The organism is Streptomyces sp. NPDC007346, from assembly GCF_040703535.1.
Taxonomy (GTDB): domain Bacteria; phylum Actinomycetota; class Actinomycetes; order Streptomycetales; family Streptomycetaceae; genus Streptomyces.
The window spans coordinates 71,697-89,118 of the sequence record NZ_JBEYKR010000009.1 but is presented as its reverse complement, the minus strand read 5'-3'; the positions used below and the strand labels follow the sequence as shown (position 1 = coordinate 89,118).

18 protein-coding genes are annotated in these 17,422 nt (G+C 72.2%); 3 read left to right on the top strand and 15 right to left on the bottom strand.

Annotated elements, in window-relative coordinates; genetic code table 11:
• Nucleotides 1–44 precede the first annotated feature (44 nt).
• Nucleotides 45–2,573, bottom strand: a complete 2,529-nt coding sequence (locus AB0917_RS05205; RefSeq protein WP_366818093.1) for an ATP-dependent Clp protease ATP-binding subunit — start codon at nt 2,571–2,573, stop codon at nt 45–47.
• A gap of 450 nt (nt 2,574–3,023) precedes the next feature.
• Between AB0917_RS05205 and AB0917_RS05200 the strand changes: the two genes are divergently transcribed.
• Entirely contained in the window at nt 3,024–3,617 is a 594-nt protein-coding gene (locus AB0917_RS05200; protein ID WP_366818092.1) for an SCO3374 family protein, read from the top strand.
• Here the strand turns inward: AB0917_RS05200 and AB0917_RS05195 are convergent.
• The 10 genes from AB0917_RS05195 to AB0917_RS05150 form a co-directional block, all read right to left on the bottom strand.
• Nucleotides 3,596–3,931, bottom strand: a complete 336-nt coding sequence (locus tag AB0917_RS05195) for an Lsr2 family protein (RefSeq protein WP_006125504.1) — start codon at nt 3,929–3,931, stop codon at nt 3,596–3,598. The genes AB0917_RS05200 and AB0917_RS05195 overlap by 22 nt on opposite strands.
• A gap of 143 nt (nt 3,932–4,074) precedes the next feature.
• On the bottom strand, nt 4,075–4,644 hold the full coding sequence (locus AB0917_RS05190; protein ID WP_366818091.1) for an amino-acid N-acetyltransferase: 570 nt from the start codon (nt 4,642–4,644) through the stop codon (nt 4,075–4,077).
• Nucleotides 4,645–4,653: 9 nt separating this feature from the next.
• Nucleotides 4,654–5,235: a BlaI/MecI/CopY family transcriptional regulator gene (locus tag AB0917_RS05185; RefSeq protein WP_366818090.1), complete on the bottom strand. Its 582-nt coding sequence runs from the start codon at nt 5,233–5,235 to the stop codon at nt 4,654–4,656.
• A 99-nt stretch (nt 5,236–5,334) separates the two neighbouring features.
• On the bottom strand, nt 5,335–5,514 hold the full coding sequence (locus tag AB0917_RS05180; RefSeq protein WP_366818089.1) for a hypothetical protein: 180 nt from the start codon (nt 5,512–5,514) through the stop codon (nt 5,335–5,337).
• Nucleotides 5,515–5,609: 95 nt separating this feature from the next.
• Nucleotides 5,610–6,203, bottom strand: coding sequence for a hypothetical protein (locus AB0917_RS05175; protein ID WP_366818110.1), 594 nt, complete (start codon nt 6,201–6,203; stop codon nt 5,610–5,612).
• A 162-nt stretch (nt 6,204–6,365) separates the two neighbouring features.
• On the bottom strand, nt 6,366–7,163 hold the full coding sequence (locus AB0917_RS05170; RefSeq protein ID WP_366818088.1) for a type III pantothenate kinase: 798 nt from the start codon (nt 7,161–7,163) through the stop codon (nt 6,366–6,368).
• Nucleotides 7,163–8,227, bottom strand: coding sequence for a carboxylating nicotinate-nucleotide diphosphorylase (gene nadC, locus AB0917_RS05165; protein WP_366818087.1), 1,065 nt, complete (start codon nt 8,225–8,227; stop codon nt 7,163–7,165). Before nadC ends, AB0917_RS05170 begins: the two co-directional genes overlap by 1 nt.
• 68 nt (nt 8,228–8,295) lie before the next feature.
• Nucleotides 8,296–9,978, bottom strand: coding sequence for an L-aspartate oxidase (locus AB0917_RS05160; RefSeq protein WP_366818086.1), 1,683 nt, complete (start codon nt 9,976–9,978; stop codon nt 8,296–8,298).
• Entirely contained in the window at nt 9,975–11,039 is a 1,065-nt protein-coding gene (gene panC, locus AB0917_RS05155) for a pantoate--beta-alanine ligase (RefSeq protein WP_366818085.1), read from the bottom strand. The genes AB0917_RS05160 and panC overlap by 4 nt, the downstream gene beginning before the upstream one ends.
• Complete coding sequence (locus AB0917_RS05150; RefSeq protein WP_366818084.1) at nt 11,036–11,986, bottom strand: DUF2520 domain-containing protein; 951 nt, start codon at nt 11,984–11,986, stop codon at nt 11,036–11,038. The genes panC and AB0917_RS05150 overlap by 4 nt, the downstream gene beginning before the upstream one ends.
• A gap of 168 nt (nt 11,987–12,154) precedes the next feature.
• Between AB0917_RS05150 and AB0917_RS05145 the strand changes: the two genes are divergently transcribed.
• Nucleotides 12,155–13,303: a beta-eliminating lyase-related protein gene (locus AB0917_RS05145; protein WP_366818083.1), complete on the top strand. Its 1,149-nt coding sequence runs from the start codon at nt 12,155–12,157 to the stop codon at nt 13,301–13,303.
• Nucleotides 13,304–13,358: 55 nt separating this feature from the next.
• Here the strand turns inward: AB0917_RS05145 and AB0917_RS05140 are convergent, their stop codons facing one another.
• A complete protein-coding gene (locus AB0917_RS05140) occupies nt 13,359–13,535 on the bottom strand; it encodes a hypothetical protein (protein ID WP_366818082.1) in 177 nt (58 codons plus the stop codon).
• 105 nt (nt 13,536–13,640) lie between these two features.
• On the opposite strand from AB0917_RS05140, the gene AB0917_RS05135 reads away from it, so the two are divergent.
• The gene (locus AB0917_RS05135; RefSeq protein ID WP_366818109.1) at nt 13,641–14,753 is read left to right on the top strand and encodes a DUF5937 family protein; all 1,113 of its coding nucleotides are present in this window, start codon (nt 13,641–13,643) and stop codon (nt 14,751–14,753) included.
• Nucleotides 14,754–14,767: 14 nt separating this feature from the next.
• Here AB0917_RS05135 and AB0917_RS05130 read toward each other — a convergent pair whose 3' ends face one another.
• Genes AB0917_RS05130 through AB0917_RS05120 form a run of 3 tightly spaced genes read right to left on the bottom strand, consistent with a single transcriptional unit; the run spans nt 14,768 to nt 17,328 of the window.
• Entirely contained in the window at nt 14,768–15,376 is a 609-nt protein-coding gene (locus AB0917_RS05130) for an AAA family ATPase (RefSeq protein WP_366818081.1), read from the bottom strand.
• A gap of 17 nt (nt 15,377–15,393) precedes the next feature.
• Nucleotides 15,394–16,068: a response regulator transcription factor gene (locus AB0917_RS05125; protein ID WP_366818080.1), complete on the bottom strand. Its 675-nt coding sequence runs from the start codon at nt 16,066–16,068 to the stop codon at nt 15,394–15,396.
• Nucleotides 16,069–16,125: 57 nt separating this feature from the next.
• Nucleotides 16,126–17,328: a sensor histidine kinase gene (locus AB0917_RS05120; protein WP_366818079.1), complete on the bottom strand. Its 1,203-nt coding sequence runs from the start codon at nt 17,326–17,328 to the stop codon at nt 16,126–16,128.
• Nucleotides 17,329–17,422: the final 94 nt, after the last annotated feature.

The window sequence follows — 17,422 nt, the reverse complement described above, 5'->3', positions numbered from 1 at the left end:
AAGCCGATTCCGGGGCAGCCCCTCGCTCGTGCCCTATGCGGGCGTCACGCTTCCTTCGACAGGTTCGGGCCGGCGCCGCCTGCCGCCTGCTCGATCGGGGGGACGTCGGGCAGAGCCGACTTCTCCTCGCCGCGGAACGAGAACTTCTTCTCGTCGCCCTCGCCCTCGACACCGACGACCACGATGTGACCGGGGCGCAGCTCACCGAAGAGGATCTTCTCGGAGAGGATGTCCTCGATCTCGCGCTGGATCGTCCGGCGCAGCGGCCGGGCGCCCATCACGGGGTCGTAGCCCTTCTTCGCCAGGAGCGACTTGGCCTCGGAGCTGAGCTCGATGCCCATGTCCCGGTCCCTGAGCCGCTCGTCCACCTTGGCGAGCATGAGGTCGACGATCTGGATGATGTCTTCCTCGGTCAGCTGGTGGAAGACGACCGTGTCGTCGACACGGTTGAGGAATTCCGGCCGGAAGTGCTGCTTGAGCTCTTCGTTGACCTTGACCTTCATCCGCTCGTAGTTCGTCTTGACGTCGCCCTGGGCGGCGAAGCCCAGGTTGAAGCCCTTGGAGATGTCCCGGGTCCCGAGGTTGGTCGTCATGATGATGACCGTGTTCTTGAAGTCCACGACCCGGCCCTGGGAGTCGGTCAGGCGACCGTCCTCCAGAATCTGGAGCAGGGAATTGAAGATATCGGGGTGGGCCTTCTCGACCTCGTCGAAGAGGACGACGGAGAACGGCTTGCGGCGCACCTTCTCGGTGAGCTGGCCGCCCTCTTCGTAGCCCACGTAACCGGGGGGCGAACCGAAGAGGCGGGAAACCGTGTGCTTCTCGCTGAACTCCGACATGTCGAGGGAGATCAGCGCGTCCTCGTCGCCGAAGAGGAATTCGGCGAGCGTCTTGGAGAGCTCCGTCTTACCGACACCGGACGGGCCGGCGAAGATGAACGAGCCACCGGGGCGCTTGGGGTCCTTCAGACCGGCTCGCGTACGGCGGATCGCCTGCGAGAGGGCCTTGATGGCGTCCTTCTGCCCGATGACGCGCTTGTGGAGCTCGTCCTCCATGCGCAGCAGACGGGAGGACTCCTCCTCCGTCAGCTTGAAGACCGGGATACCGGTGGCGGTGGCCAGGACTTCGGCGATCAGCTCGCCGTCGACCTCGGCGACGACGTCCATGTCGCCGGCCTTCCACTCCTTCTCCCGCTTGGCCTTCGCCGCCAGCAGCTGCTTCTCCTTGTCGCGGAGGGAAGCCGCCTTCTCGAAGTCCTGGGAGTCGATGGCCGACTCCTTGTCGCGGCGGACACCCGCGATCTTCTCGTCGAACTCGCGGAGGTCCGGCGGCGCGGTCATCCGGCGGATGCGCATCCTGGAGCCGGCCTCGTCGATCAGGTCGATCGCCTTGTCCGGCAGGAAGCGGTCCGAGATGTACCGGTCCGCCAGGGTCGCGGCCTGGACGAGGGCCTCGTCCGTGATGGAGACCCGGTGGTGGGCCTCGTAACGGTCGCGCAGGCCCTTCAGGATCTCGATGGTGTGCGGCAGCGACGGCTCCGCGACCTGGATGGGCTGGAAGCGGCGCTCGAGAGCGGCGTCCTTCTCCAGGTGCTTGCGGTACTCGTCGAGCGTGGTGGCACCGATGGTCTGGAGCTCGCCTCGCGCCAGCATCGGCTTCAGGATCGAAGCCGCGTCGATGGCGCCCTCGGCGGCACCCGCGCCGACGAGCGTGTGGAGCTCGTCGATGAACAGGATGATGTCGCCGCGGGTGCGGATCTCCTTGAGGACCTTCTTCAGGCGCTCCTCGAAGTCACCCCGGTACCGTGAACCGGCGACCAGGGCGCCGAGGTCCAGGGTGTAGAGGTGCTTGTCCTTGAGGGTCTCGGGCACCTCGCCCTTGACGATCGACTGGGCCAGGCCCTCGACGACCGCCGTCTTGCCGACGCCGGGCTCGCCGATGAGGACCGGGTTGTTCTTGGTCCGGCGGGACAGCACCTGCATGACCCGCTCGATCTCCTTCTCGCGCCCGATGACCGGGTCGAGCTTGGACTCACGAGCGGCCTGGGTGAGGTTCCGGCCGAACTGGTCGAGCACCAGGGAGGTGGAGGGCGTGCCCTCCGCGGGGCCGCCCGCGGCCGCCGTCTCCTTGCCGCCCGAGTACCCGGACAGCAGCTGGATGACCTGCTGCCGGACCCGGTTCAGGTCGGCGCCCAGCTTCACGAGGACCTGGGCGGCGACGCCCTCGCCCTCGCGGATCAGGCCGAGCAGGATGTGCTCGGTGCCGATGTAGTTGTGGCCCAGCTGAAGGGCCTCGCGGAGCGAGAGCTCCAGGACCTTCTTGGCTCGCGGGGTGAAGGGGATGTGCCCGGAAGGAGCCTGCTGCCCCTGCCCGATGATCTCCTCCACCTGCTGGCGGACCGCCTCGAGCGAAATCCCGAGGCTCTCCAGGGCCTTAGCGGCGACACCCTCACCCTCATGGATCAGGCCCAGGAGGATGTGCTCGGTGCCGATGTAGTTGTGGTTGAGCATCCGGGCTTCTTCCTGAGCCAGGACGACAACCCGCCGCGCGCGGTCGGTGAACCTCTCGAACATCGTTAATCGCTCCTCAGAGCGGTCGGTCAGTGAGGGGTCGGTCCCCTCCCAGTCCTTCCGCATGCTAGTCCCGCAGGACGGGACAGCTCATTCCAACTGCCGACATCCGTCCGGATCACCCCCGCACCGGCGGGGCTTCTTACTGCCGAACAGCTGACAACTGCTCCAACCCGATGGTGCGAGACGATGTTCCCGCAGGCCAGGCAGATACCCCTATCGCCAGTACGCCGATGGCGAACGTGAGACACCTCGGCCAGCGTGTCGCCCCTTCCCACTAGGAAAGTCTTACCCGCAATCACTGACAGTCCATGCGGCGCGCCCCGGTTCCCTCCGCTACGGGCGAACAACCTTGCGCTGCTGAACGCTTCCGCGCGCCCTTGAAAGCCGGACACAACGTGATGGGCCGGGAACGCTGCGTAACTTCGCCGTCGGTTCAGCGGTTCATCGGACATGACCCTCACCGTCCCGCCGCCCCGATCGTCGCCCGACACCGGTCCGGATTCCGCCGCTCTCGCCCGGTGGTACGAGCGGAAGCTCGGCTGGGCCACCGAGGGGCGCGCTCCGGTGCGGCTGCTCACCGGGGTCCACTTCGACGTGCTGGAACTTCCCGCCGAGGCCGGTCGCGCCCTGTTACGCCGTCCTGTGCGGACCGGGCCCGTGCTGCTGAGCGGCGCACGGATGGGGCTGCTGGTCGCCGCGGGCGGCGCCGATGAGCTGCCGGGGCTGCTCGACTGGCTGGAGTGGGGTCAGATCGCGCTCGATCTGACCGCCGTGGGGGCGGGGGGCCGGGTCATGGCTCCGTCGCCCCGGGGTGGTGCGGGCTCGCCGGGGGCCGCCTTATGGCTGCGGCCCCCCGAGCCGAGGCAGGTGCCCGGGTCGGCGCTGCCCGCTCTCACGGGCTTCGGGAGCAACGGCGGGGATGCCCCCGATCTCGTGCGCCTGGTGGACGCCGCGGCGACGGAATGCCATCGCGTCCGGTTGTCGCGTGCCCGCGCCGGGCTGCGGAACGGCAGTCCGGCAGATCAGCCGTTGGCCTTCTCGTAAGCCTCACGGATCTCGGCGGGAACGCGGCCACGGTCATTCACGTTGTGGCCGTTCTCCCGCGCCCACCGGCGGATTTCCGCGGTGTCCTTGTTGCCACCGGCCGCGGCGCGGCCCTTGCCACGGCCCGTGGCGGCGCGGCCACCGGTGCGACGGCCACCCTTGGTGTAGGGCTCGAGGAGACCGCGAAGCTTGTCCGCATTGGCCGTGGTGAGGTCGATCTCGTACGTCTTGCCGTCAAGCGCGAACGTCACCGTCTCGTCCGCCTCGACACCGTCGAGGTCATCGACAAGAAGGACCTGAACCTTCTGTGCCACGGGATTTCCTTTCATCGAAAATGGAGTACGCGGAAAGGAAACCGCTTTTCTCCGGAAAACACAAACCCCCGGGAGAGGTTCAGGAGTGCGAGAACACGGGAAACGTACGCGATTCGGACATAGGGAGGCAGGGCTTCCCCTCATCACAGGTGCAGAAGCATCCGGCTGTTGCCCAAGGTGTTCGGCTTCACTCGTTCGAGACCGAGGAACTCGGCGACACCCTCGTCGTAGGAACGCAGCAGCTCGCTGTAGACATCCGTGTCGACCGGCGTCTCTCCGATCTCGACGAACCCGTGCTTCGTGAAGAAGTCCACTTCGAAGGTGAGGCAGAAAACCCTGCGCACCCCGAGCCTGCGGGCGGTCTGCAAGAGCTTCTCCAGTACGTGATGCCCCACTCCGGCCCCCTTGATGCGGGGGTCGACGGCGAGAGTCCGGACTTCCGCGAGGTCTTCCCACATCACATGGAGAGCGCCGCAGCCGATGACCTCGGCATCCTCGTCGCGTTCCGCGACCCAGAACTCCTGGATGTCCTCGTAAAGGGTGACGGTGGCTTTGTCGAGCAGGATGCCGCCGGACACGTACCCGTCGAGGAGCCGGCGTACGGATGACACGTCGCTCGTCCTGGCGCGGCGGACGGTGATCGCGGGCCTATTTACCGACGGGTCGGTATGAAAGTCGGTATCCGGTTCGGCTTGCGGCAGCTCTGAGGACATACCCCGACGCTATCGCCCGCTCTCGGGCTCCGTGCCATCGGCCGGGGCCGCGCTCCCGGAGGCTTCGGCGGCCGGTTCCGGAGGATCGGCTACCGGATTGTCCGGCGGGGAGTTGTCCGCCGGGGAGTCGGCGGAGTTGCCCGCCGGAGTGTCCGCCGGCGAGTTCGTCAGGTCGCGCGTCGGGGTGTCCGCCGGGGAGTTCGTCAGGTTGTCCGTCGGGTTGTCCGTCGCGGCAGGAGAAACCATACGAACCGCGTCCTGAAGTGCTTCGCGCTGCTCGGGCGACATCATCCCGAAGAAGGCGACAAGGGCGGCGGCCGGGTTGTCACTGCGCGACCAGGCTTCGTTCATCAGTGCGGCCGAGTAGGCGGCCCTGGTGGAGACGGCCGTATATCGATATGCCCGGCCGTCCACTTCCCTGCGGACCCAGCCCTTCTGATGGAGATTGTCCATTACCGTCATCACCGTCGTGTAGGCGATGGACCGTTCCCGCTGGAGGTCCTCAAGGACTTCCCGCACCGTGACCGGACGGTTCCATTGCCAGACGCGTGTCATCACGGCGTCTTCCAGCTCTCCCAATTGGCGGGGCACAGGATCACTTTAGTGGCAGATGTCCTGAATGGCTGGTTATTTACACAGCCAAAAAAGAGCGCACAGCGCTCGCGGGCTGTGCGCTCCGGGGCGCGGGGGTCAGGCGTTCTCCGGACGAGCGGTCTGCTTTACGGTTTCCGCGCGGGCGATCGCCGCGTCCACGGCGTCGTCCTCCTTGGTCTTGTTCGGACCGCCCTGGCTCTTGACGATCGTCACGACCAGGCCGATGAAGAAGACGGCCATCACCACGGGGGGCACGAGCGCGGATACGTAGTCCATGCCGTCCAGAGTAGCGAGCCCGGCACGACGGGACGCGACGGCCTCCCGGTGGAGGTCGCCGCGTCCTGTCGTACCGGGCGTGGGCGCGGGCCGGGTCAGCCCGCCGCGCGCTCCCCCTCCGCCGGGGGCGGCGCGGGGCGGCGCCGGGGCGGGAAGACCTCGGAGGGCTTGGGCATCGGGCGCGGGCCGGGGGACGGGGAGCGGCCGGGGACGGGGGCGGCCGGGGCCTTGGGGCGGTCCGGCTCCCGGTCGGCGGCCCGGCCGCCGGGCAGGGCCAGCAGCCGGTTGCGGGGGCCGGGGGCCGCCAGGGCGGCGGAGCGGCCGGCGAGCCGGGCCCGCACCGAGCGCTCGGCGAGGATCTGGCAGCGCTCCAGGAGGGCCGCGGCGAGGGGCTTGGCGCGCAGCGTGCGCAGGGCGGCCAGATCGTCCGGTCGGGGGTCGTAACCGGCCGCCAGGGCGTCCTGGAGGAGCTCCAGATAGCCGGGGACGGAGCCGGGGAGGGCGGCGCGGTAGCGGGCGAGGTCGGCGAGGAGGAAGGCGCGCAGCCGGCCCGCCTCGCCGACCGCCTCGTCCACGGAGCCCGCGAGCCGCAGGCAGTCCTGGACATCCTCGTCGGACAGGGGCATGGGATGGAGGGCGATGGCGAGGGCACGTCGGAGCACCCGCAGCTCGTCCGCGCTGAACGCCATGCCGCCTCGTGAACCGTAGGGCGTGGGCATGACGCGACAATACGTGCTAAATGGACAAAATCCGTTTAACTGGTCGTCGGTGGCGCGGCGCCCGCGACCGGTCTCCGGCCCCTGTGTCGGCGGCCGTTCCCGCAGGTACGCCGCGCCCGCGCGGTCCGCCGGCTACGAGCGGGACATGTTCCGCTCGTAGACCAGGCGCAGCCCGATGAGCGTCAGCCAGGGCTCGTGCTCGTCGATCGCGGAGGACTCCCCCAACACCATCGGAGCAAGGCCGCCGGTCGCGATGACCGTGACGTCGTCCGGGTCGGCGGTCAGCTCCTTCTTCATCCGGGCCACCACCCCGTCGACCTGGCCCGCGAAGCCGTAGACGATGCCGGACTGCATGGCCTCGACGGTGTTCTTGCCGATCACGCTGCGCGGCCGGGCCAGCTCGATCTTCCGGAGCTGGGCGCCCTTGACGCCGAGCGCCTCCACCGAGATCTCGATGCCGGGGGCGATGACGCCGCCCGCGTACTCCCCGCGTGCGGAGACCGCGTCGAAGGTGGTGGCGGTGCCGAAGTCGACGACGATCGCCGGGCCCCCGTACAGCTCGACGGCGGCGACCGCGTTGATGACGCGGTCCGCGCCGACCTCCTTGGGGTTGTCCATCAGGACCGGCACGCCGGTCTTGACCCCGGGCTCCACCAGGACGGCGGGGACGTCGCCGTAATAGCGGCGGGTGACCTCGCGCAGCTCGTGCAGGACGGAGGGGACGGTCGCGCAGATCGCGATGCCCTCGATGCCGTCGCCCAGCTCCATGCCGAGCAGCGGGTGCATGCCCATCAGGCCCTGGAGCAGGACCGCCAGCTCGTCGGCGGTGCGGCGGGCGTCGGTGGAGATCCGCCAGTGCTCGACGATCTCCTCGCCGTCGAAGAGGCCGAGGACCGTGTGCGTGTTGCCGACGTCGATCGTGAGCAGCATCAGGCGTCGGCCCCGTCGGTCTCGGAGGCGTCGGCGTCGGCGTCGCGGAAGTCCAGGCCGATGTCGAGGATCGGCGAGGAGTGGGTGAGCGCTCCGACGGCCAGGTAGTCGACGCCCGCGTCCGCGTAGGCGCGGGCCGAGTCGAGGGTGAGGCGGCCGGAGGACTCCAGGACCGCGCGGCCGGCGACCAGGGCCACCGCCTCGGCGGTCTCGGCCGGGGTGAAGTTGTCCAGCAGGATCAGGTCGACGCCCGCCTCCAGCACCTCGCGGACCTGCTCCATCGTGTCGACCTCCACCTCGATCGGCAGGTCGGGGAACGCGGCGCGGACCCGCTTGAACGCCTCGGCCACACCTCCCGCCGCGATGACGTGGTTGTCCTTGACCAGGGCCGCGTCGGAGAGCGACATCCGGTGGTTGACACCGCCCCCGCAGCGCACGGCGTACTTCTCCAGCGCGCGCAGGCCCGCCGTCGTCTTACGGGTGTCGCGGACCCGGGCCCCCGAACCCTCCAGCACGTCCGCCCAGGCGCGGGTGGCGGTCGCGATGCCGGAGAGGCGGCAGAGCAGGTTCAGGGCGCTGCGCTCGCCGGTCAGCAGGTCGCGGGTGCGGGTGGTGACGGTGAGCAGCTTCTGTCCGGGGACGACCCGCTCACCGTCCTCGACGTGCCGCTCGACCTCGAACTCCTCGGTGCAGACGATCGACAGGACCGCCTCGGCGACCCGCAGCCCGGCCACGACCCCCGCCTCCCGGGCGGTGAAGTCACCGGTGATCACCGCGTCCTCGGGGACGGTCGCCACGGTCGTGACGTCTACCCCGCCGTCGAGGTCCTCCTCGATCGCCACATGGGCGACGTCCTCGACCTGGACGGGGTCGAGACCCGCCTCGGCCAGGAGCAGGGCGAGCGCGGGGTCCAGGCCGCACTCCAGGGCCTCGGCGTCGAAGCCGTCACCGCAGCCGCAGTCGTCGCCGCAGCCCCCGGAGGGCGCGGAGGGGGCGGGCGCGCCGACCCGGATCAGCGGTACGTCCACAGGTGTGGGGCGCGGATTCTCTTCGGGGGTGGACACGGTTGCGGCTCCTCGGGGCGTGGCGGGTGGTGCGGGTGCGGCTCGCGCCGCTGCTGTCAGCAGTGTGCTCAATCCGCCGGGCGTACGGGCGGGAACGCGGCGGTCTGCGTGCGGTGGACGACCGGGGTGCGGTCCGGGGCGATACGGACGACCAGGTGGCGGCGCCAGTGCGCGTCGTCGCGGTCGGGCCGGTCCTCGCGCCAGTGGCAGCCGCGGGTCTCCTCGCGCTCCCGGGCGGCGGCGACCAGGACCCGGGAGACCAGCAGCAGGTTGGTGGCCTCCCAGGCGTCGACCCCGGGGACCGCGTCCTTGAGGTCGGCGGCGTCCGCGTCGGCGGCGGCGCTGCGGTGCAGGGCCTCCAGCTCCTCGGCGGCGGTGGCCAGGCTGTCGGCGGAGCGGAGGACTCCGGCGCCCCGGGTCATGACGCGCTGGATCGCCGTACGGGCCTCGGGGGCGAGCAGGGCGACCGGCTCGCTCGCGGCTCGCGCCGGTCCGGTGCGGGGCGGGCGGGTCCCGGCGATGTCGGCGGCGATGCGCTCGGCGAAGACCAGCCCCTCCAGGAGGGAGTTGGACGCCAGCCGGTTGGCTCCGTGCACGCCCGTGCAGGCGACCTCGCCGCAGGCGTACAGGCCGGGGACGGTCGTGCGGCCGCGCAGGTCCGTGCGGATGCCGCCGGAGGCGTAGTGCGCGGCCGGGGCGACCGGGACCGGCTCGGTGACCGGGTCGATGCCGTGGGCGCGGCAGGCGGCCAGGATGGTGGGGAAGCGCTGCTCCCACATCCGCGCGCCGAAGTGCCGGGCGTCGAGGTACATGTGCTCGGTGCCGTGCTCGTGCATCTGCCGGGTGATGGCCTTGGCGACGATGTCGCGCGGGGCCAGCTCGGCCAGCTCGTGCTGCCCGGCCATGAAGCGGGTGCCACGCGCGTCGACGAGGTGGGCGCCCTCGCCGCGCACCGCCTCGGAGACCAGCGGCTGCTGCCCCTCGGCCTCGGCGCCGAGGAAGAGGACGGTCGGGTGGAACTGGACGAACTCCAGGTCGGAGACCTCCGCCCCGGCCCGCAGCGCCAGCGCCACGCCGTCGCCGGTGGAGACGGAGGGGTTGGTGGTGGCGGAGAAGACCTGGCCCATGCCGCCGGTCGCCAGGACCACCGAGGGGGCGCGGACCGCGCCGACGCCGTCGTGCTGGCCCTCGCCCATGACGTGCAGGGAGACCCCCGCCGTACGGCCTTCGGCGTCGGTGAGCAGGTCCAGGACCAGGGCGTTCTCGATGGTGTGCAGGGCGGCCTCGCGGACCGCCTCGACCAGGGCACGGGAGATCTCGGCGCCGGTCGCGTCGCCGCCCGCGTGGGCGATGCGGCGGCGGTGGTGGCCGCCCTCGCGGGTCAGCGCTATGTCGCCGCTGTCGGTGGTGTCGAAGTGGGCGCCGGTGGTGATCAGGCGGCGTACGGCGTCGGGGCCCTCGGTGACCAGGGTCCGTACGGCCTCCTCGTCGCAGAGGCCCGCGCCCGCGACCAGGGTGTCGTCCAGGTGCTGCTCGGGGGTGTCGCCCTCGCCGAGGGCCGCGGCGATACCGCCCTGGGCCCACCGGGTCGAGCCGTCGTCGAGCCGCGCCTTGGTGACGACCACGGTGTCCAGGCCGGCGGCCGCGCAGCGCAGGGCGGTGGTGAGACCGGCGACCCCGGAGCCGACCACCACGACGTCCGCGTCGATGGCCCAGCCGGGGGCGGGGGCGGTCAGCCGTATTCCGGTCACGTCAGGGCTCCGAAGGTGAGGGGGATGTTGTCGATGAGGCGGGTCTCCCCGACCCGGGCGGCGACGGCGAGGATCGCCTCCCCGCTCTCGCGGTCGTCGGGGATCTCGGTGAAGTCCGCCGGGTCGACCAGGGCCAGGTAGTCCAGGACGAGCGGGTGCCGGTCCCGGGCGGCGGCCTCGTCCAGGATCGCGCGCGCGGTGGCCCGAACGGCGGCGGGTGCCCCGTTGGGCCGGGCCAGCGCCACGGCCTGGGCGTCGGCGGCGGCCCGCGCCTCGCCGAGCTTGTTGAGCCCGGCGGCCCGGTCGCCGCCGGGGGCGGTGGCCAGGGCCCGCTCGTGCAGGGCCTGCTGGGCGGCGAGCCGGTCGCGGGCCGCGAACAGGGCGCGGGGCAGGGCCAGGGCGGTGTGCCGCTCCTGCCGGGACAGGAAGCGGTTCCGGCTGGAGAGCGCGAGGCCGTCGGGGTCGCGGACGGTGGGGACGCCGGTGATCCGGACGCCGAAATTCAGGTCGCGGACCATGCGGCGGATCAGGGCGAGCTGCTGGGCGTCCTTCTGCCCGTAGAACGCCTCGTCGGGGCGGGTGAGGTGGAGGAGCTTGGCGACGACGGTGAGCATGCCGTCGAAGTGGCCGGGGCGGTACGCGCCTTCGAGCCGCTCGCCCATGGGGCCGGCGGTGATCCGGACCTGGGGTTCGCCGCCGGGGTAGACCTCGTCGGCGCCGGGGGCGAAGACGGCGTCGGCGCCGGCCTCGGCGGCGGTGGCCAGGTCGGCGTCCAGGGTGCGCGGGTAGCGGTCGAGGTCGGCGGCCTCGCCGAACTGGAGCGGGTTGACGAAGACGGTGACCACGACCTGGCCGTCCGGGCCGGCGGCCTGGCGGGCCGTGCGGATCAGGGTGGCGTGGCCTTCGTGGAGGGCGCCCATGGTCATGACGACGGCCCGCTCGGCCCCGGCGGGGCGGGGCAGCGCGTCCAGCTCGGCGGCGGTGCGCAGGAGGGCGGGGGCTTGAGCGCTCCGGGGGCCCGTGGTGCCCGCGTCCTGGGCGCCGTTCTCGGTGGTCGTCATCGGGTCTCCCCCGGTCCTGTGGAGCCCGGACGGCTCTCCTGGTCGGCCAGGGCGACGAGCAGGTCCTCCGCCAGCTCCGGCTTGAGCAGGCCGTGGGCCAGCGCCCGGTCGGCCGTGGCGCGGGCCATCGCGAGGTAGCCCCCGACCATCTGGGGGGCGTGTGCGCGCAACTCGCCCACATGGGCGGTGACCGTGCCCGCGTCGCCCCGGGCCACCGGGCCGGTCAGCGCTCCGTCGCCGGAGCGCAGGGCGTTGTCCAGGGCGGCGCCCAGCAGCGGGCCGAGCATCCGGTCGGGGGCGCCGACCCCGGCCTTGGCCAGCAGCTCCATCGACTCGGCGACCAGGGTGACCAGGTGGTTCGCGCCGAGCGCGAGGGCCGCGTGGTAGAGCGGGCGGGACTCCTCGGCGATCCACTCCGGCTCGCCGCCCATCTCGATGACCAGCGCCTCGGCGGCCAGCCGCAGCTCCTCGGGGGCGGTGACCCCGAAGGAGCAGCCCGCCAGGCGCTGGACGTCGACGGACGAGCCCGTGAACGTCATCGCCGGGTGCAGCGCGAGCGGCAGGGCCCCGGCCCGCAGCGCGGGGTCCAGGACCCGGGCCCCGTACCGCCCGGAGGTGTGGACGAGGAGCTGCCCCGGCCGCACGGCACCGGTCCCGGCGAGCCCCTCGACCAGCCCCGGCAGGGCGTCGTCGGGGACGGTCAGCAGCACCAGCTCGGCGCGGGCCAGCACCTCGGCGGGCGTCACCACGGGCACGTCGGGGAGCAGGGTGGCCGCCCGGCGCCGGGAGGCGTCGGAGACGCCCGAGACAGCCACCGGGCGGTGGCCGGCGAGCTGGAGCGCGGCGGCGAGGGCGGGGCCGACGCGGCCCGCTCCCACGACGCCGACGGTGAGGCGGGCGGGGCGGTCCCTCGCGTCGAGGGGTTCCTTCGGAACTGTCGTATTCACGCGGCGATGGCCTTCCGTTCCAGTCCGCGGGGGGTACCGGACGATTTCTCTGCATGCTACGCCAGCGTTTCGGCGAAGCCCGCCCGCCGCCCACAGCCTGTGGATAACTCCGCCGGACCGACGGAATTCACACGGCGTGCCGTCGGTGGCCCGGGGGATGATCGTCCCATGACAGCCAACGATGAGCAGGAGCAGCGGCGGCGCCGGCAGGCCGCCTGGCGCGGGTCCCACCGGGTACTGGAGCGCAGGGGCATGGACGGCACGGTGGGCGAGGGGCTCGCGGCGCTGGCGGCCGGGGCCGGTTCCGTACACGATCCGGACAGCGCGGTGGATGTGTACGGGAACGGGGTCGTCGCCGATCTGGAGCGGCGGGTGGCCGGGCTGCTGGGGACGGAGGCGGCGGCGTTCTTCCCGACCGGGACCATGGCCCAGCAGGTCGCGCTGCGGTGCTGGGCGGAGCGCACGGGCGACGCGACGGTGGCGCTGCACCCCCTGGCCCACCCGGAGCTGCACGAGAACGGTTCGCTGGGAACGGTGAGCGGGCTGCGTACGGTGCATCCCACGGCCGCGCCCCGGATGCCGAGCGCCGAGGAGGTGCGGGAGTTCCCCGAGCCGTTCGGCACGCTGATGCTGGAGCTGCCGCTGCGGGACGCCGGGTTCGTGCTGCCCACGTGGGACGAGCTGGAGGAGACCGTGGCGGCGGCCCGGGAGCGGGACGCGGTGGTCCATCTGGACGGGGCGCGGCTCTGGGAGTGCACCGAACACCTCACGCGTGGCCTTCAGGAGATCGCGGCGCTCGCGGACAGCGTGTACGTGTCCTTCTACAAGTCGCTGGGCGGGCTGTCGGGGGCGGCGCTGGCGGGCCCCGCGACGCTGGTGGAGGAGGCGCGGGTGTGGCGCCACCGGTACGGGGGCCAGGTCTTCCAGCAGTATCCGGCGGCGCTCTCCGCCCTGATCGGGCTGGAGAAGGAGCTGCCCCGGCTGCCGTCCTACGTGGCCCACGCCAAGGTGGTGGCCGGGGCGATGGCGGAAGGGTTCGCCCAGGCGGGGGTGGCGTGGTTCCGGGTGCGTCCGGAGCCGCCGCACACGCACCAGTTCCAGGTCTGGCTGCCGTACGGGGCCGAGGCGCTGGACGAGGCGTCGCTGCGGCAGGCGGAGGAGACGGGCGTGACGTTGTTCCGGCGCTGGACCGAGGGGACCACCGGGCTGCCGCCGGGGGTCTCGGTCACCGAGGTGACGGTTGCGGAGGCCGGATTGGAGTGGTCGGCGGAGGACGTGCGGGAGGCGGTGGCCGGGTTCGTGGGGTACCTGGGGTAGGGGCCTCGTCGAGTGGCCGGCCCCGCGCTCGGACCCCCACGCTCAGGCCCCACGCTCAGGGTTCCGTCCCCGAACGCCGGGCGCGCTGGTCCCGGACCGGCGGGTGGGTCAGCCAGTGGCGGTACACGTCGCGCAGGGTCCTGCGGTCGTGGCGGCCCGGCGGGGGCGGGGCGGGCTCGCCCAGCCGGGCCGCGCGGTAGGTGTCGAGCAGGTGCTGCTGGATGGCGTCCATGGATCCAGCGTCCGCCCGTCGCCGCAGGTCCGCGCGTCGATTGACGGCCACCGTCAAATGGGGCGACGCCTCGCCCGCGTACCCCGCACCATGGGACCCGTGAGCGTGAACATCGACATCACCGGCCTCCCCTCCGACCGCATCGTCTTCGCGGTCTCCCCGCTCACCGAGCTGGGGGACGCGCTGCACGCGCTCTCCGAGCCCGGCCACCACCCCGGCGTGCACGGCTGGGCCACCGCGACCTCGGCCGCGCTGGAGCCCGATCTCGCCGACCGGCTGGTGGAGGCGGAGTTCCTCTGGCGGAACACCTTCTCCGACATCTTCATGCCGTTCGCCGGGGTCCGCGGCGGCGACGGCAGGACCGGGGCGACGCTCGCCGAGGACCTGGACATCCTGGACCGGCTGGACGACGAACGGTTCGTCTCCGCGGCGCTGGAGTTCACCTGCACCGCCCTGTACGGGACCGGCTCCGCCTCACCGCTGACCAACGCCGGGACGCGGGCCCGCGCCCTGGACATGGCGGCGGCGCGCGGCCCGCGGCAGGTGAAGTTCACCCAGCGGCTGCTGGAGGACCCCGCCCCCGTACGCCTGTGGATCCGGCGGCTCTTCGAGGACTGCGACCAGGCGTTCTTCGCGGACACCTGGCGCCGGGTCTCCGTCCAGCTGGTCGCCGACGCCCGGCACAAGACGGAGCTGCTGCGGCACAAGGGCGTCGGGGAGGCGATGGGCGCGGTCTCCGCCGCCATGTCCCTGGACGAGGAGGCGGGCAGGATCTCCATCGACAAGCTGGCCGAGGGCACGACCAGCGCCGTCGACCCGGACGTCGGCACCGGCCTCACCCTCCTGCCCAGCAGCTTCGGCTGGCCGCACCTGATGGTGCTGCACGCCCCGGGCTGGCGGCCGGTGATCCAGTACCCGGTCCACCTCCCCGACCTGCCGGCCCCCGCCTCCGTGGAGCTGCTCCAGCTCCGGATGGAGGCCCTGGCCCACCCGATGCGGATGCGCCTGTGCCGCAACCTGGCCCGCTCGGCGTACACCACCGGGGAGCTGGCCGACTCCCACCGGATCACCGCACCCGAGGTCTCCCGGCACCTGTCGGTGCTCAAGAAGGCGGGCCTGATCACGACGCGCCGCCGCGGACGCTACGTACTGCACCAGCTGGACCTGACGGTCGTGGCCCGCATCGGCAGCGACTTCCTGGAGGGCGTGCTGCGCTGACCGGGGGCGGGGCGTCAGTCGAAGCGGATGTGGCGCAGGCCCGTCCAGGTCCGCCGCAGCCGGTGCCGCAGCCGGCCGTCGGTGTTCGGCGTGAGCGTCAGGCCCGCCGCCCCGGCCACCGCCTCCGCCACCTGGGGCACGGTCGCCCCGTCGGTACGCAGGTGGCGGGCGAACTCCGGCCGGGCCAACCGCTCCAGGCAGTCGTCCAGCCGCCGCACCGCGAAGCTGTCCCACCGCACCCCGCGCCCCAGGCCCCGTTCCCGCAGCCGCCGCAGGACCGTGTCCCGGTCGGCGAGCAGGGCGCTGTGGTGGACGGTGTGCCCGTCCTCGCGCAGCTGCCCGACGATCTCGGCGAAGTAGCCGGGGTCGACCAGCGTCATCGGCACGATCACCGGGCCCGGATGCCCCTCCAGGGCCAGCCCGAGCACCTCGCGGACCCCGGCACGCCAGGCGGCCAGGTCCTGGAAGTCACCGCGCAGGCGGGGCGGCAGGGCCCTGTGCAGGCCGAAGCCGATGTGTTCCGGGTCGCAGATCACGCTGCCCGCGAGGCGGCGCCGGATCTCGTACGCGGTCTGCGTCTTGCCGCCCCCGAACGGGCCGTTGATCCACAGCAGCGTGCCCACGCCGGACCCCCGCCCCCTCAGCCCGCTCCCCCGCCCGCGCGCACCAGCCCCGTCTCGTAGGCGAGGACGACGACCTGGACCCGGTCGCGCAGGCTCAGCTTGGTGAGGATGCGGCCGACGTGGGTCTTGACCGTCGCCTCGGAGAGGACGAGACGGGCGGCGATCTCGCCGTTCGACAGGCCCTGGGCGACCAGGAGCATCACCTCGCGCTCGCGCTCGGTGAGCTTCTGGATGTGCTTGTTCTTCGGCTCCTTGTCGGCGCTGGGCAGCATCGGCGAGAAGCGGTCCAGCAGGCGCCGGGTGGTGGACGGGGCGACGACGGCGTCCCCGCTGTGCACCGAGCGGATCGCGGAGAGCAGTTCGCCCGGCGGCACGTCCTTGAGCATGAAGCCACTGGCCCCCGCCTTGAGCCCGGAGAAGGCGTACTCGTCCAGGTCGAACGTCGTCAGGATCAGCACCTTCGGCGGCTCCGGCCGGGCGCAGATGCGGCGGGTCGCCTCGACGCCGTCCAGCCGAGGCATGCGGACGTCCATCAGGACCACGTCGACGGCGGTCGAGCGCAGGATCTCGATCGCCTCCGCGCCGTCCCCGGCCTCGGCCACGACCTCCATGTCGGGCTGGGCGGCCAGGACCATCCGGAAGCCCGTACGCAGCAGCACCTGGTCGTCGACGAGCATCACGCGGATGGCCATGGGGTCCGTCCTGTCTGTCCTGTATGGGTGGTGAAGGCTGCTCTGATCGGTCTCGTGTCAGTCGGCGGGCTTGAGCGGCAGCAGCGCGCTGATCCGGAAGCCGCCGCCGGGCCGCGGCCCGGCGTCCAGGGTGCCGCCGACCATGCCGACCCGCTCCCGCATCCCGATCATCCCGTGCCCGGCCCCGTCCGCGCCGCCGTCCTCGTACAGCTCGTGCGCCGCGCCCCGGCCGTCGTCCTCGACCAGCAGCCCGAGGCCGTCGTCGAAGTAGACCAGCCGGACACTGGCCCCGGCGTCGGGGCCGCCGTGCTTGCGGGTGTTGGTGAGGGCCTCCTGCACGATGCGGTACGCGGTCAGCTCCACGCCGCTCGGCAGCGGGCGGGCGGTGCCCTCCACCTTGAAGTCCACCGTCAGACCGGTCCGGCGGACCTGGTCGACCAGATCCTCGATCTGCTCCACGTCGGGCTGCGGAACGTACTCCCCGCTCTCCGGCGCGTCACCGGTCCGCAGCACCCCCAGCAGCCGCCGCATCTCGGCCAGCGCCTGCCGGCCGGTGGAGGAGATCGTCGCCAGCGCCTGCCGGGCCTGGTCGGGCGCCGCGTCCATCACATAGGCGGCGCCGTCGGCCTGAACCACCATCACGGAGACGTTGTGCGCGACGACATCGTGCAGCTCACGGGCGATCCGGGCCCGCTCGGCGGCCACGGCCACCTTGGACTGCGCCTCGCGCTCCCGCTCCAGCCGGGCGGCGCGCTCCTCCAGCTGGCTGAAGTAGGCGCGCCGGGTGCGCAGCGAGTCGCCCATCACCCAGGCCAGCACGAACGGCACCGTCATGATGACCGTCACGAAGATCTGCTGGGGCCAGGAGCCGCCCGGCTCGGCCTCCCAGCGCAGCTGCGAGAGTCCGGCCGCGACCAGGCTGCAGACCAGGGCGAGCCGGGAGGCCCAGCGCTCCCCGATCGTGGCCACCGTGAAGGTGATCACCAGCATCGCGAAGTTCCCGACGCCCGGCCGGACGTCGAGGAGCAGCTGGCCGAGGCCCACCGCGATGGCGAGCAGCAGCATCTTCTCGGGGAGCCGTCGGCGCAGCGCCACCACCGTGGAGAGCCCGAGCACAACCGGAACGGCGAGGATCTCCTCCCGCCCGATGTCGTACATGCCCGACGCCATCGACATGCCGGAGAGCCCGAGGAGGACGACCGCCCAGAAGACGTCGACGCCCGTCGGGTGTCTGCGGAGAAAATCGTAGAGGCGCTGCACGTAGCCAGCGTAAGGACAGCGGACAGGTGCCCGGGTCAACCGGAGGGCCGATCCAGGTCCCGGGCCCGTACTCCCCAAGGTGGAGACTGGCCCA